This window comes from Paenibacillus sp. ClWae2A (assembly GCF_032452295.1).
GTDB lineage: Bacteria > Bacillota > Bacilli > Paenibacillales > Paenibacillaceae > Paenibacillus.
The window spans coordinates 20,295-35,177 of the sequence record NZ_JAULSQ010000011.1; the positions used below are offsets into that span (position 1 = coordinate 20,295).

Here is a 14,883-nt window from a genome sequence, read left to right on the forward strand (position 1 = left end):
CAATTTTAAAATAGAGCAAGGAGAGATAACCATGATCAGTGATACGATCACAGCGATATCAACGGCTGTTGGAGAGGCGGGTATCGCCGTGATCCGGGTCAGCGGCCCGGATGCAGTGTCGGAGACGGAAAAGATTTTTCGCAGCAAAACCCCTTTAACTCAGGCAGCATCCCATACGGTTCATTATGGTCATATCATAGATCCGGCGAGTGGCGAGAAGATCGAGGAAGTGCTGGTAACAGTCATGAGAGCACCTCGGTCGTTCACAACAGAAGATGTGGTGGAGATCAGTGCGCATGGTGGTGTAGTGTCTGTAAAACGGGTCATGGACCTGTTGTTGCAGCTTGATATTCGTCTGGCTGAACCCGGTGAGTTCACGAAACGTGCTTTCCTTAATGGGCGGATTGACCTGTCTCAGGCTGAAGGTGTCATGGATCTTATTCGCTCCAAATCGGACAGGGCTTTCTCGGTTGCATTGAAACAGGTTGAAGGCAAACTGTCTTCCAAACTGCGTGATCTACGATATACATTGGTGGAAACACTGGCTCATATTGAAGTAAATATCGATTATCCCGAGCATGATGTGGAGTCGTTAACGTCTGATTTTATTAAAGAAAAGTCCAGTCAGGTCATGACTGAAATTGATAAATTGCTGACTACAGCAGAACAAGGAAAGATCCTGCGAGAAGGCATCACGACGGCTATCGTTGGAAGACCTAACGTGGGTAAATCCTCATTGATGAATACACTCGCTCAAGACAATCGAGCCATCGTCACGGACATTCCAGGAACAACTCGTGATGTAATTGAAGAGTTTATTACGATTAATAATATCCCGCTCAAGTTGCTTGATACGGCAGGAATTCGGGAAACGATGGACGTTGTAGAAAAGATCGGGGTAGAACGTTCTCGTTCTGCGGTAAGTGAAGCTGATCTGATCTTAATGGTTGTGAATGCTGCTGAGCCACTTCATCCCGATGAGATTGAATTATTGGAACAAATCCGCGGTAGACAATCGATAATCATTATGAATAAAATGGACTTAACGCCACAGGTAGAACGTGACGTGTTGCTTCGTTACATTCCGGAAGAACGGCTTGTACCGATGTCGGTGAAAGATGATCTGGGTGTGGATCGACTGGAAGATGCCATCTCTACGCTATTCTTCAGTGGTAAACTGGAGTCCGCAGATCTGACCTATGTCAGTAATGTGCGTCATATTGCTTTGCTCAAAAAAGCGAAGCAGTCCCTGGTTGATGCCTATGAAGCAGCAGAGCAGTTCATTCCGATCGATATGATTCAGATTGATGTTCGTTTGGCGTGGGAGCATTTGGGCGAGATTGTTGGAGATACGGCACATGATGCATTAATTGATCAGATTTTCTCCCAGTTCTGTCTAGGAAAGTAAAAATAATATACTGCCGATTGACTTAAATCGTAGTGTATGATGGAGAGGTACAATTTCTGCCTGTTGTCAAAGAATGGAATGATATTGTAGCCATTACGTGTTGGTTTTATATAGATAAAAATGCAAGTTCCGATGAACGGTTAGAAGTAGTTTCATTATTGTAGAACATGATCCGCCTGTGTAGGTTACACCAAATGCAGCGGAATAAGGAGGTAAACGGGAATGGCTTTTGATGGCGGCAGTTATGATGTAATCGTCGTTGGTGCAGGACATGCTGGTGTGGAATCCGCGCTGGCCGCAGCTCGTATGGGGTCCAAAACACTAATGATTACGATCAATCTGGATATGGTGGCTTTTATGCCTTGTAACCCATCTATTGGGGGACCGGCTAAAGGACATGTTGTCCGTGAGATTGATGCACTTGGTGGAGAAATGGGACGGAATATCGATAAAACCTTTATTCAGATGCGGATGCTTAACACGGGTAAAGGGCCTGCTGTTCACGCACTTCGTGCTCAGGCCGATAAATTCTCCTACCAGCATAAAATGAAGGAAACGATGGAGAATGAACGTAATCTGACGATGCGTCAGGGTATGGTTGATTCACTGATCGTTGAAGACGGAAAATGTGTAGGCGTTGTGACTCAGACCGGAACAGAGTATCGGGCTAAAGCGGTCGTTCTGACAACAGGCACATACTTGCGCGGTAAAGTAATTATGGGCGAGTTGATGTATGAGAGTGGACCGAACAATCAACAACCCTCTCTTAAATTGTCAGAGAATCTGCGTGAACTGGGCTTTGATCTGGTTCGTTTCAAAACGGGTACACCACCACGTGTGCATAAGGATACGATTGATTTTAGCAAAACCGAAATTCAGCCTGGCGATGACAAGCCGAAGTTCTTTTCCTATGAAACAGAATCTTCCGATAATGAGCAACTGCCTTGCTGGTTGACGTATACATCTGTGGAAACACATCAGATTATTAATGATAATCTTCATCGTGCTCCGATGTTCTCGGGTCTTATTGAGGGAACCGGACCACGTTATTGCCCTTCCATTGAAGATAAAATTGTTCGTTTCAGCGACAAGCCGAAACATCAGATATTCCTTGAGCCGGAAGGCAAGAACACATCCGAGTATTACGTACAGGGATTGTCTACGAGTATGCCAGAAGACGTTCAACTGGCTATGCTACGTTCAATTCCAGGTATGGAAAAAGTGGAAATGATGCGTAATGGTTATGCGATAGAATACGATGCGATGGTGCCTACACAATTGTGGCCTTCACTGGAAACTAAACGTCTACCAGGTCTGTTTACGGCGGGTCAGATTAATGGTACCTCCGGTTACGAGGAAGCAGCAGGACAAGGTGTTATGGCTGGAATCAATGCTGCACTCAAAGTACAGGGGAAAGAGCCGGTAATACTGGATCGCTCCCAAGGTTATATTGGCGTGCTGATTGATGATCTGGTAACGAAGGGCACAAATGAACCGTATCGTCTGTTGACCTCACGCGCTGAATATCGTCTGTTGCTTCGCCATGATAATGCAGATATGCGTTTGACGGAAATCGGACATGACATTGGCCTGATCCCTGAAGATCGGTATGCGAAATTCCTGGATAAAAAGGTAAAAGTCGAGCAGGAAGTCGCACGTCTGAAAGTGGCTAAAGCTCGCCCGGTTGAAGTGAATGCGAAGCTGGAAGAGTACGGATCTACACCTATTCAGGATGGCAGTACGTTGCTTACCTTGCTGCGTCGCCCGGAGTTGGGGTATGAACTGATCGAACAGATCTCACCATCTGAGGTAGAACTGACAGCAGATATGAAAGAACAAGTCGAAATACAAATTAAATATGCGGGTTATATTGAGAAACAATTGATCCACGTGGAACGTTTGCAAAAGATGGAGAAAAAGAAAATTCCGGACACCATCGTATATGATGAGATTCATGGTCTGGCTATGGAAGCCAAACAGAAGCTCGCTACGATTCGTCCAATCTCGATTGGTCAGGCTTCTCGTATTGCTGGAGTTACTCCTGCCGACATCTCCATTCTGCTGGTCTACCTGGAGCATTATAACCGTGTAACCGCAGCAAGGGGACAATAATGGACGATATTCAACAGCAACTGCAGCGGCGCTTAAAGAAACATGGATTAGAGCTGGGAGAACTCCAATTGGAGCAATTCGAACTGTATTATCAGGAGCTGGTATCCTGGAATGAAAAGATGAATCTGACTGGCATAACGGATAGGGAGCAAGTGTATACAAAACATTTCTATGATTCGGTATCGCTGGCTTTTTATACTGACATGACCAAAGTGAATAAGCTTGCCGACATTGGATCAGGAGCGGGTTTTCCGGGATTGCCACTGAAGATCTGTTTCCCGCATATTAAGCTTACGATCATTGATTCATTAAATAAACGTATTGGCTTTCTACAGCATGTGGTAGATATCCTTGGCCTGACTGATGTGGAATTGGTCCATGGACGTGCTGAAGAGATTGGACGCAAAGAAGGGTATCGTGACAGCTACGATCTCGTTACGGCGCGTGCAGTAGCCAAGCTGGCTGTTCTGAATGAATTCTGTCTTCCGTTTGTTCGTAAAAGTGGATTATTCGCTGCGATGAAGGGTGGAGACCCGCGAGAAGAAATGAAGGAAGCGGAGTTCAGCTTCAATCAGTTGAAAGGACGGGTTAAGGCCGTTCATCCTTTCCAGCTGCCAGTTGAAGAATCAGAGCGTCATATCATTCTGATTCAGAAATTTGATAAAACACCATATAAATATCCGCGCAAACCAGGCACTCCAATGAAGACTCCGCTGATATAGTTAGTTGATAGTTTCAAAAGTCAGTCAAAACAAAATAGAATTTTAGACATAGATAAAGAGGATGTTTCACGTGAAACATTCTCTTTTTTTTGTTTTCTGAAATGGAGGAATGGATCAACATTACAGATACTTCGTATTACATATCTCTTAAAGAACCTGTAATGATGAAGTTTACGCACAGTAACTCATGAACAATTTCATTAATTGAATGTGTGCAAGTCGTCATATTTCCAATATTCACAAAGAAAAAGCAGGAAAATTAGCAGAGTTTAAAGAATAGGTAAGCATAGGATTATGATAGAAAAGATGATAGAATAGAAGTATCCGATCCTGGGTCACAGCGATCATAGATTATATGTATAGATAGATGGATATGCGTTCGATGTTGCATTACAGAAAGCGTTATGAAAGGCAAAACTTATTCCAAGAACGATGCATGTGAAAGGTCGCTTATTGAATAAGAAGCACCTGCAAAGACTGTGGGAGCTATTACGAAACTAGGTGGTAATCTGCGGAATGAAAGAACAATTTTCGAAGTTGTTTGGTTTGGCGGAGCGCAATAACGGAGATGAGATCAAACAGATTCCGGTTAATGAAATTGTGAGCAGCCCATATCAACCCCGTACTATTTTTGATGATGATAAAATTGATGAGTTGTTGCAGACGATCAAAACACATGGTGTAATTCAGCCTATTGTCGTTCGCGTGCGAAATGGATCATATGAGATTATTGCCGGGGAACGTCGCTGGCGTGCAGTTCGAAAATTGGGTTTGGATACGATTCCGGCTATTGTGCGTGAATTCAACGACTCTCAGGCCGCATCCATTGCACTGATTGAGAACTTGCAGCGTGAAGGATTGACTTCAATTGAGGAAGCTGTCGCTTATCAGAAGCTGATCGACTTGCATCAATTGACACAGGAAAGTTTGGCACAACGACTTGGTAAAAGCCAATCAACCATCGCGAATAAAATTCGGTTGTTACAGCTCCCGGACGGCATTAAGGCCGCATTGATGGAACGCAAAATTTCTGAACGGCATGCAAGAGCATTACTTTCTCTGGATACGGAAGAACTGCAGATGAAGTTGCTCGGTGAGATTATCGAAAAAGAATTGAATGTGAAACAGACAGAGGCACGTGTTGCCTTCTACAAGGAATCTTCCAAGATTAAAAAATCTAGACGTGTTTCCTTTACCAAGGATGTAAGGCTCGCACTTAATACAATTCGCCAATCCATTGATATGGTAACTGGCTCTGGTCTGGACATCAAAACCAAAGAAGCAGACCATGAGGATCATTATGAGATCGTTATCCATATTCCAAAACGCAAATAATTGAAGCTTATGGCGGCAATGGGCCGCTTTTTATGTCTATAAAGCAAGTTAGGTCTGACATTTTTAAAGAACGGTCGGTATATGGATGGAACGGTAGTTGTTGTTTGTGTGGACGATAGCCGCCTGCTTTTTGTTAACAATATCTCACAACCTACAGAAAAGACTCCTATTTTATTTGAGGTGAAGTAATTGTCTAAGATTATGGCCGTAGCAAATCAAAAGGGCGGTGTGGGGAAAACGACGACATCTGTTAACTTGGGTGCAGGACTGGCTTCACTCGGGAAAAGAGTATTGCTTGTCGATATTGACCCTCAGGGGAATACAACCAGCGGAGTCGGAATCAATAAAGCAGATGTGGCTAATTGTATATATGATGTCATTATTAATGAGGTTCCTCCTCAAGAAGCGATTTTGGAGACTCAGATTGAAGGCCTTCATATCATACCTGCAACGATTCAGCTTGCCGGAGCCGAGATCGAATTGGTGTCCACGATATCACGGGAAGTTCGCCTGAAAAAATCACTCGCCATGGTGAAAAAAAACTATGATTACATACTGATCGATTGTCCACCATCTCTTGGTATGTTAACGATCAATTCGTTAACTGCTTCCGATTCGGTGATCATTCCGATTCAGTGTGAGTATTATGCACTTGAAGGATTAAGCCAGTTGCTTAATACGGTTCGTCTGGTACAGAAACATCTGAATACTTCCCTGCAGATTGAAGGGGTATTGCTGACGATGTTTGATGCACGGACCAATCTGGGGATACAGGTTATTGAAGAAGTGAAAAAGTATTTTCAACAAAAAGTATATCAAACGATTATTCCGCGTAACGTACGGCTTAGTGAAGCACCATCTCATGGTCAATCGATTATCACGTATGACCCTCGGTCAAGAGGGGCGGAAGTGTATTTAGAGCTCGCAAAGGAAGTGATTTCTTATGAGTAAGCGGCTTGGAAAAGGTCTTGATGCCCTCATTCCTTCGCTTTCAATTAATGACGATGATAAAGTCGTAGAAATCCCGATTAGTCAACTGCGGGCTAACCCCTATCAACCACGTAAAGTATTTGATGAGGGCGCAATACATGAACTGGCTGAGTCCATTCGTCAGCATGGTGTCATACAACCCATTATTGTTCGTCCTGTATTACGAGGTTATGAGATTATCGCCGGAGAACGACGGTTCAGAGCTTCGCAATATTGTGGTAATGCCACGGTACCAGCTGTAGTCCGCAACTTCAGTGATCAGCAGGTAATGGAGATTGCGTTGATCGAGAACCTGCAACGGGAGAATCTGAACGCCATGGAAGTTGCAGTTGCTTATCAGGGGTTAATGGATCAATTCGCGTTGACTCAGGAAGAGTTGTCTGTAAAAGTAGGTAAATCACGTTCTCACATTGCTAACTTCTTGCGTCTGTTATCATTACCCGAAGAAGTAAAAGACCATGTTTCACGTGGAACATTATCTATGGGACATGCACGTGCGATCGTGGGTGTGAAGGACGAGGTTATGGTGAAGCAACTTGCCAAACAAACCATTGATCAGCAATGGAGTGTACGTGAGTTGGAGGAAGCTGTTCAACAATTGGATCGATCCAAAACAGGTGAGGCTAAAGCCAAATCGAAGTTAAAAAAGAAAGATCCATTCATTGATACATTGGAAGAATCTCTTCGTGAACGTTTCAAAACAACAGTGAAAATCAAGCACAATAAAGATAAAGGTAAAATTGAGCTCAACTACTACAGTCAACAGGATCTGGAACGGCTATTGGAATTGTTACAATAATAGTCGGGTCTATGATTCATTAACAACATGCGGGGCTTACTCATGTCATGACATATCGCCTCTGTACCATGGAGAAACGATATGTCATTCTTTGTTTATAGGGTTATATGTGCAATATGTGCAGGCGATTTATTAATTTATGGGACAGAGGTGGTTGTGAGGTGGAGGGAGTTATATATCTAGATCATGCAGCAACATCTTGGCCCAAACCACCTGCTGTCGGTGATGCAATGTTGAGTGCATTGGAGATTGCCGGAGCCAATCCTGGCAGAGGAAGTCACCGGATGGCTGTTCAGGCAAGCCGTGTATTGTTCGAGGCGAGAAAATCCATATCCAATATTTTTGGCATTAAAAATGCGAATGATATTGCCTTCGGATCAAATACGACTGAAGCGCTAAATCTAGCTATTCAAGGTTCGCTCAAGGAAGGCGACCATGTGATTGCCACTATGGCTGAACATAACTCAGTCAGACGACCACTGGAGTACATGCGAAGACTCCGAAATGTGGAGATTGATTATGTACCTGTTAATGCTGCGGGAGCCATTGATCTGATGCAAATGGAACGTATGTTTCGTTCGAATACCAGATTGGTGGTATGTACACATAGTTCCAATCTACTTGGCAGTATTCTTCCTATTGGAGAAATTTCGCTCCTGTGTCGTAAACATCGGGCGATCTTATTGGTAGATGCGGCTCAGAGCGCTGGGGTTATGCCTGTGAATGTAGAACAATTGGGCATTGATATGTTGGCTTTTCCAGGGCATAAGGGACTGCTTGGTCCTCAGGGTACAGGGGGCTTGTACATTGCTCCAGAGCTCGATATAGAGCCTTTACTTCATGGAGGAACAGGAAGTCAGTCAGAAGCTCTTGAGCAGCCAAAGGTGCGTCCTGATCGGTATGAAGCGGGGACACCCAATACAGTCGGGATCGCCGGGCTGAATGCGGGTGTGAAGCATGTACTTGAGATGACACCCGCGTTCATCTACCAGCATGAGTGGGAACTGACCCAACATATGATGGATGGGTTGTCATTCGTTAAGGGTATTCGAATGCTTGGTCCAGAGATTGGACAGCCACGTACCGGATTAGTATCCTTTACTGTGGAAGGGTATGATTCGGCACAACTCGCCTTCCGATTAGATCGGAATTATGGGATTGCGGTTCGCTCCGGTTTTCATTGCACACCGCTTGCACACGAATCTGCTGGTACAACTGCTACCGGAGCAGTAAGGGCCAGTGTGGGATACAATTCATCTAGAAAACATGTGGAAGCACTCGTTAAGGCAGTGTTGGAATTGACTGGGGCAGACTAGATTAGAGTTGAAATGATGAACTCATTTGATATAGGCTTGCTTGATTAAGCTTATGGATATCGGGTTGATTTATAATGAATGATAATATTACAGGACAGACGTTAATCTGATCAAAAATATAGAGGGGTAGTTGCAATTACATGGCTGAATTAAACGAGCTGATTCTGGAACAGCTGTTATGGATTATTGGCGGAATGGCATTACTTACGGTGATCTTGCTGATTGTGAGTATTGTTCAAGGGGCAAAGTTACGAAAGTTTAAACGTAAATATGAAGCCATGATGGCTGGCAGTGGAGTAGAGGACCTGGAATCGTTGCTGATTAATCTGAAAATTCAGATGGACAGCATTGAGGATGAACACAAACTGCAAACGAATCAGCTGCAAGTTGTCATGCAAAAGCTGACCCGCATTCAAGGTAAAGTTGGCGTGAAAAGATACAATGCTTATGGAGAGCGTGGCAGTGATCTGAGCTTCTCCATGGCCATGATTAATGATAGCCAGGATGGCATGATCCTTACGGGGATATATAACCGTGACGGTTCTTACGTGTATGCCAAACCTCTTAAAGGGGGAGAGTCCACGTATACTCTGTCCCCAGAGGAAAAGGAAGCTATTACTCTGGCACAGCAAGCAGAGTAGAACGTGTATGCCATTCCCGAATGGCCGAGTACAGACTGCTGGATATAATCTCGGACATGCGCATAACAAGACTGAGCCGTGTGTTCTGTAGAACAAAGTATTCCATAAAGCCGCCGACGTTAACGATACCTGTCAGATGGATATCGCCGACCGGCGGCAATTCTTTATTTACCCCCGCACCCGGCTTGAGTGGACCATTTACAACTTGAATGCATCCTACACTGGATGATTGTCCAAGACAGGCATCTATGCCAATCACATAAGGGTTATGGTGTGTTTTCTGTATGTTGTGAAGTGTATCCTGCAGGTTCATCGCATGGACTGGTTCATCCAAGGTACCATATAAATGGAATAAAGGGCTGTCCCACTTGGAAAGGGCTGATCCGACCAGAGGACCAAGGCAGTCGCCTGTTGAGCGATCTGTGCCGATGCAGACGATCACTACATTTTGCAGAGAATGGGCTTTATAGAGATGGAACATTAAACGATGGGTAATGGCCGAGTGAATGCCTGGATCGGTATGGGGGATTTTCAAACTGGTCATGTCTTGTGATGAAAAGGAACGCGAAGTAGGATTCATAGGATCTATCCTTTCCCTTGGAATAGTAGTAACAGTATATGGAAAGGTAGAGCGTTTTATACTTCACGAGGACAAGCTTTTTCTCTAGGGTTGGACGTATGGTGAAAGGAGCCGGATATGGACGAATGGATTAACGATTGGATGCTGATTGCATTTGATTCAACCCAGCAGGCACTGCGTGCTGAAATGCTGCTGGAGTTTGCCGAGATAGAGATTGATTTGTTCCCTACGCCAAAAGAAATTACAGCAGGGTGTGCGCTATGTATCCAGTTTCCAAAGGAGGATCTGGAGCGAGTACAAAAGATCATTCGTAACGAGTTTGTAGAGATTCGAGGCCTCTATTTCAAAACAGAAGACAGCTATGATAACATACCGATGTAGAGGAGGCATGATGGATGTTGCCATTTCAGTTTGCGCAAGGGAATGATGGCGGCGGTGCGGTAGCGGCCGTCGGTGAAGCCCTTCGTTGGACGGATAAAGTTTGGAACAAAATTGCAGATCCTGATATGTGGCTTAACATTATGTTCAGTTCAATCCGGATCATCATTATTTTTATCATCACCCGTATTGTCATTAAGGTGGTATATCGAATTATAGATCGTTCCATGGAACGCAAGCAGGAAGGTAAGATTCGCGTGAATCCGCGCAGATTCGTAACCGTAGGGGAACTGTTGAAAAATGCGACCTCCATAACATGTAATTTCATTATGATTCTGCTACTGTTATCTGAGATCAATATCCAAGTTGGGCCACTACTCGCGAGTGCCGGTGTGCTTGGGCTTGCCATTGGTTTTGGTGCACAGGGTTTGGTCAAGGATGTTATTACCGGTTTCTTCATTATATTAGAGGATCAGTTCGCTGTGGGGGATGTTATTCAGACGGGAACCTACAAGGGAACGGTTGAGGTGATTGGACTTAGAACAACCAAGCTGGTCAGCTGGCAGGGTGAGGTGCACATTATCCCAAACGGGGCGATTGCAAGTGTAACGAACTACTCCATGTCGAATTCGCTAGCTGTAGTGGATATTCCGATGAAGGCGGACTTAAGTCTCGATGAGTCGGTACATCTGGTGAAGAAGTCTTTGGTCGGGATTGAAGATCGTGATCTAAATATTGTGAAGGTGCCAGATGTGCTCGGTATACAGTCGATGTCTACATCTGAGTATGTGGTGCGAATTGTAGCTGAATGCATGCCTAACTCTCGTGCTTCTGTGGAACGTCAGATTCAAGGCGATGTGAAAAAAACACTGGAGTATCATGAGATGAGTCATCAAGCAGCATTGGAACAGGCAGCAGTTTTGGAGAAAGATGAGGGGGATGGCACAGGTGGAGCGTAAAAGTTTCCAGCTTGGGGATATCGTGCAGATGAAGAAGCAGCATCCCTGTGGCAGCAATGAGATGGAGATCATTCGAATGGGTATGGATATTCGGATCAAGTGTGTCGGATGTAAACATAGCGTGTTGATTCCAAGAGCAAAATTCGAGAAAAACATGAAGAAGGTACTGCGTTCAGCCGAAGATTCCACTGAATCCTGAGCTTGCAATAATTCGGTATGCAGTACGCGTAATAACGTTTACATGTAGGCTCCGTAGGAGTATTGCGTTCTGTAAATGATCATGCTATAATCAATATTGCTGCGGAAAGGTACCCAAGAGGCCCAAGGGGGCTGACTCGAAATCAGTTAGGCGTGTCACAGCGTGCGTGGGTTCGAATCCCACCCTTTCCGCCACTTCAATTGTAACTTACTCAATACACATTGAGTTTAATAAAAAGATCGATAAGAAGACTTTCCATTAGGAAAGTCTTTTTTTGTATAACGTTTTATCGAATATGTATCGAACACATATGAATATCAGATGCATCATTAATGAATTAAATCGAAAAATAAAGAGCCCCAAAGGGCTCTTTATCCGGCGGTGCATTTGTTTGTTAGGAAACAATCGGTCGTAACAATCAGAAACTTGGTGTACTGCACGTAGCAATACGCGTGCTTCAGACGAAGGGCCTTACAACACATAACCACTTGCTTCTTAAATTACGTGATGAATCTCCAACAGCGAATGATCGGCTTCGTTGTCCAACGGAACCACACCTCTCTCGTGCACCGCCTGATTGTATTATGTGCTTTATTCCGTTTTATATACATGGATCGTAAAAAAGAATTGCGATTAATGGACGCGGGCTTTGGTCAGCTTCTTCCACTTGCGATTATGATTGCTTGTTTCGGGAAAAGCTTCACCTTTTTGCAGCGTTACCCGCTTCGGGTTCTGAATTTCCGTGACAAAGCTTTTTTCCCCAACTTCCGTGTACTCTCCATCGTTTGGGGCTTTGTCTCCTGGTTCAAACTCGGTTTTTTCACCCATGATAAAACCTCCTCTGCAGATTATGTTACTTTGTTGCTTCTATAGTGTGCTCCATAGCCGGGCTGATCATGTGCCAATATGTACAGGGAACGTTTGCTTGCACTTTGACTCGGTATTTGTTATATTAATATAGTTCGAGTTTGTGCTCGTTCCTTGCTCTCAACCTAGATTGAGGGCCAGAGTCCATAAGGAGGTGAAAATTATGCGCAAATATGAAGTGATGTACATTATTCGTCCTGACATTGAGCAAGAAGTTGTTCAAGCTACAGCCGATAAATTCCAAGGCATCATCTCCAACGGCGGTGGTGAAGTTACAGCTCACGACGTTATGGGTAAACGCCGTCTTGCGTATGAGATCAAGAAATTCCGTGATGGTTTTTATGTTCTGGTACATTTCACTGCTGAACCAGCAGTTGTAACTGAACTTGAGCGTCTCATGAAGATTTCTGACGAAGTAATTCGTTATCTCATTACCAACGACGTTAAGTCTGCTTAAGACAACTCGTGATTAACGCACCAATACGCTCTGAAGGAGGGGATTACATTGTTGAACCGTGTCATTCTGATCGGCCGGTTAACCCGGGATCCTGAGTTGCGTTACACTCCAGCAGGAGTAGCAGTTACGCAATTTACTTTGGCAGTAGACAGACCGTTTACAAGCCAAGGGGGAGAAAAGGAAGCCGATTTCATTCCGGTCGTAACCTGGAGACAGCTTGCCGAGACCTGTGCGAACTACTTGCGCAAAGGACGCCTGGCTGCAGTCGAAGGACGCATTCAAGTACGGAACTACGAGAATAACGAAGGAAAACGTGTATACGTGACCGAAGTCATTGCCGATAATGTCCGTTTCTTGGAGTCAGCTAACCGTGATAATAGCGGTGGCGGCGGTGGGCAACCAATGCGTGAAGAGCCTTCTTATGGAGGCGGCGGACGCGCGAACAATAACAATAATTCGCGTAGCAACAATCAGGATCCTTTTTCCGATGACGGAAAACCGATTGATATATCGGATGATGATTTGCCATTTTAACATGAGCTGATACTCTTAGGAGATATGGGTTGCATGATAGGAAAGGACTGAAAAGCATGGGCTTCAAGCAAAGAGAAGGCGGAGACAACGATAAAAGACCGGCACGTCGTGGCGGCCGTAATAAACGTCGTAAAGTGTGCTTCTTCACAGCTAACAAAATTACTCACATCGATTATAAAGATACGGACTTGCTTCGTAAATTTATCAGCGAACGTGGAAAAATTTTGCCACGCCGTGTAACAGGTACTAGCGCTAAATATCAACGCATGCTGACGATTGCAATCAAACGCTCCCGTCAAATCGCATTATTGCCATACACAACTGAGTAGTTTTTACTCAGCTTGCATACGAAGCAGTCGGCTTATAGCCGGCTGCTTTTTTGTATATATCAATAGAAGTAACATGTTCACTCTAACAAATGGAAGAATTCAATACTATGGTGATAGAAGCATTCACGGCTCAAATGAATTATAATAGAGTCTAATCTACTGAAAAGGTTCAGGCAGCATGAATAGCTGTTTATTTCAGAATAAACACCAGGAGTGGATATGAATACATCAAAACGTAGAGGCAAACAGAGAAAAAAGAGCAGTCTGAAAACCTGGATTATAGCTACTCTTTTACTTTCCATTATATATATGTGGTTACAGCAAAAAGATGATATAGATAACATGTGGCCCGGGACAACAATCCAAGAAGCTGTGCCAATTACCGGCCTTCATCCTGTGGTAGCAGAGAATGAGAAATTATTGGTACGTAAGGCAGCGAGACGTGGAATAGAGATTGTGATCACCCACGGCTACCGAAGTTCCGAGGAGCAAGATGCACTATTCAACCAAGGACGCTCAAGCGCGGGCAATATCGTTACTAATGCGCGTGGTGGTGAGTCATATCATAACTACGGATTAGCAATTGATTTTGCACTGAGGACGCCTGGGGGTGATGTGGTGTGGGATATGGAACGTGATGATAACGGAAATGGCAAGGCAGACTGGATGGAAGTTGTGGAACTCGCCAAAGAGTTAGGTTTCACGTGGGGTGGAGACTGGGCAAACTTTCCGGACTATCCTCACTTGCAGATGGATTTTGGCCTGAATATCAATGAGTTAAAACGTGGTAAAAGGCCTCCTGATTCTCCGTAAAGGTTGTTTTATATACACTTAAATGAATAAATATTAGATAAGCTCTGCATTTTGCAGGGCTTTTTTCTTTCTTTTGTAAAATAAATGATAAAAGATGACAATTTGGTCTTTACATTAGCAAATAAATAAAACTATACTAGATTAACTAGATTTTTTACTTTGATCGCACATATTATTTCAAATGTCAGCATAACGGATCCAATTGAATAAATTTCGGCTATAAATCAAGATATAGTCACCACTCATATATGTAACATTTACCTCACGTAATATTAAGGATGTCTACTCAAATCAAAACATACACATACACTAGGATGTAACTACTATGTTATGTATATGTTATTTTGACTAATTGCCTATATACACCTCACAGCCAAAAACATGATAATACCTCTCAAACTCCCTACTATATGCCTTTATTATATTACTAATATCCAAATCTGT

Annotated in this window: 17 protein-coding genes and 1 tRNA gene; 16 read left to right on the forward strand and 2 right to left on the reverse strand. The window is 43.9% G+C overall.

Annotated features, from left to right (window positions below; all coding sequences use genetic code 11):
• The first annotated feature begins 31 nt into the window (after positions 1-31).
• The 8 genes from mnmE to QVE09_RS24445 all read left to right on the forward strand — a co-directional run bounded on the left by mnmE (position 32) and on the right by QVE09_RS24445 (position 9,323).
• Entirely contained in the window at positions 32-1,408 is a 1,377-nt protein-coding gene (mnmE, locus tag QVE09_RS24410; RefSeq protein ID WP_315938907.1) for a tRNA uridine-5-carboxymethylaminomethyl(34) synthesis GTPase MnmE, read from the forward strand.
• Between the two features lie 222 nt (positions 1,409-1,630).
• Complete coding sequence (mnmG, locus tag QVE09_RS24415; RefSeq protein WP_315938908.1) at positions 1,631-3,520, forward strand: tRNA uridine-5-carboxymethylaminomethyl(34) synthesis enzyme MnmG; 1,890 nt, start codon at positions 1,631-1,633, stop codon at positions 3,518-3,520.
• On the forward strand, positions 3,520-4,242 hold the full coding sequence (gene rsmG, locus QVE09_RS24420; protein ID WP_315938909.1) for a 16S rRNA (guanine(527)-N(7))-methyltransferase RsmG: 723 nt from the start codon (positions 3,520-3,522) through the stop codon (positions 4,240-4,242). Before mnmG ends, rsmG begins: the two co-directional genes overlap by 1 nt.
• 516 nt (positions 4,243-4,758) lie before the next feature.
• Positions 4,759-5,577 carry a nucleoid occlusion protein gene (noc, locus tag QVE09_RS24425; RefSeq protein ID WP_036611968.1) on the forward strand — a complete coding sequence of 273 codons (819 nt, stop codon included), beginning with the start codon at positions 4,759-4,761 and terminating at the stop codon, positions 5,575-5,577.
• A 189-nt stretch (positions 5,578-5,766) separates the two neighbouring features.
• Positions 5,767-6,528, forward strand: a complete 762-nt coding sequence (locus tag QVE09_RS24430) for a ParA family protein (protein WP_036611966.1) — start codon at positions 5,767-5,769, stop codon at positions 6,526-6,528.
• Positions 6,521-7,366, forward strand: a complete 846-nt coding sequence (locus QVE09_RS24435; RefSeq protein WP_062836525.1) for a ParB/RepB/Spo0J family partition protein — start codon at positions 6,521-6,523, stop codon at positions 7,364-7,366. Before QVE09_RS24430 ends, QVE09_RS24435 begins: the two co-directional genes overlap by 8 nt.
• Before the next feature lie 161 nt (positions 7,367-7,527).
• Positions 7,528-8,682, forward strand: a complete 1,155-nt coding sequence (locus QVE09_RS24440; RefSeq protein WP_315938910.1) for an aminotransferase class V-fold PLP-dependent enzyme — start codon at positions 7,528-7,530, stop codon at positions 8,680-8,682.
• Between the two features lie 140 nt (positions 8,683-8,822).
• Positions 8,823-9,323: a DUF4446 family protein gene (locus tag QVE09_RS24445; protein WP_036671879.1), complete on the forward strand. Its 501-nt coding sequence runs from the start codon at positions 8,823-8,825 to the stop codon at positions 9,321-9,323.
• On the opposite strand, the gene yyaC is transcribed toward QVE09_RS24445, so the two are convergent.
• Positions 9,298-9,903, reverse strand: coding sequence for a spore protease YyaC (yyaC, locus tag QVE09_RS24450; RefSeq protein WP_036611957.1), 606 nt, complete (start codon positions 9,901-9,903; stop codon positions 9,298-9,300). The two genes, QVE09_RS24445 and yyaC, sit on opposite strands and share 26 nt — an antisense overlap.
• 117 nt (positions 9,904-10,020) lie before the next feature.
• On the opposite strand from yyaC, the gene QVE09_RS24455 reads away from it, so the two are divergent.
• The 4 genes from QVE09_RS24455 (at position 10,021) to QVE09_RS24470 (ending at position 11,633) form a co-directional block, all read left to right on the forward strand.
• The gene (locus tag QVE09_RS24455) at positions 10,021-10,284 is read left to right on the forward strand and encodes a putative Se/S carrier protein (RefSeq protein ID WP_017691427.1); all 264 of its coding nucleotides are present in this window, start codon (positions 10,021-10,023) and stop codon (positions 10,282-10,284) included.
• A 14-nt stretch (positions 10,285-10,298) separates the two neighbouring features.
• The gene (locus QVE09_RS24460) at positions 10,299-11,240 is read left to right on the forward strand and encodes a mechanosensitive ion channel family protein (protein WP_397387090.1); all 942 of its coding nucleotides are present in this window, start codon (positions 10,299-10,301) and stop codon (positions 11,238-11,240) included.
• A complete protein-coding gene (locus QVE09_RS24465; RefSeq protein WP_036611950.1) occupies positions 11,230-11,439 on the forward strand; it encodes a DUF951 domain-containing protein in 210 nt (69 codons plus the stop codon). Before QVE09_RS24460 ends, QVE09_RS24465 begins: the two co-directional genes overlap by 11 nt.
• Before the next feature lie 103 nt (positions 11,440-11,542).
• Positions 11,543-11,633: transfer RNA gene (locus QVE09_RS24470), tRNA-Ser, on the forward strand.
• A 439-nt stretch (positions 11,634-12,072) separates the two neighbouring features.
• Here the strand turns inward: QVE09_RS24470 and QVE09_RS24475 are convergent.
• Entirely contained in the window at positions 12,073-12,267 is a 195-nt protein-coding gene (locus QVE09_RS24475) for a YjzC family protein (RefSeq protein WP_036671877.1), read from the reverse strand.
• Positions 12,268-12,469: 202 nt separating this feature from the next.
• On the opposite strand from QVE09_RS24475, the gene rpsF reads away from it, so the two are divergent.
• The 4 genes from rpsF (at position 12,470) to QVE09_RS24495 (ending at position 14,439) form a co-directional block, all read left to right on the forward strand.
• On the forward strand, positions 12,470-12,763 hold the full coding sequence (rpsF, locus tag QVE09_RS24480) for a 30S ribosomal protein S6 (RefSeq protein WP_211082861.1): 294 nt from the start codon (positions 12,470-12,472) through the stop codon (positions 12,761-12,763).
• Between the two features lie 48 nt (positions 12,764-12,811).
• Positions 12,812-13,297 (forward strand): single-stranded DNA-binding protein, encoded by a 486-nt coding sequence (ssb, locus tag QVE09_RS24485; RefSeq protein WP_017691432.1) that lies wholly within the window; start codon positions 12,812-12,814, stop codon positions 13,295-13,297.
• Positions 13,298-13,353: 56 nt separating this feature from the next.
• A complete protein-coding gene (rpsR, locus tag QVE09_RS24490) occupies positions 13,354-13,626 on the forward strand; it encodes a 30S ribosomal protein S18 (RefSeq protein WP_017691433.1) in 273 nt (90 codons plus the stop codon).
• 219 nt (positions 13,627-13,845) lie between these two features.
• Positions 13,846-14,439 carry a M15 family metallopeptidase gene (locus QVE09_RS24495; protein WP_315938911.1) on the forward strand — a complete coding sequence of 198 codons (594 nt, stop codon included), beginning with the start codon at positions 13,846-13,848 and terminating at the stop codon, positions 14,437-14,439.
• Positions 14,440-14,883 lie beyond the last annotated feature (444 nt).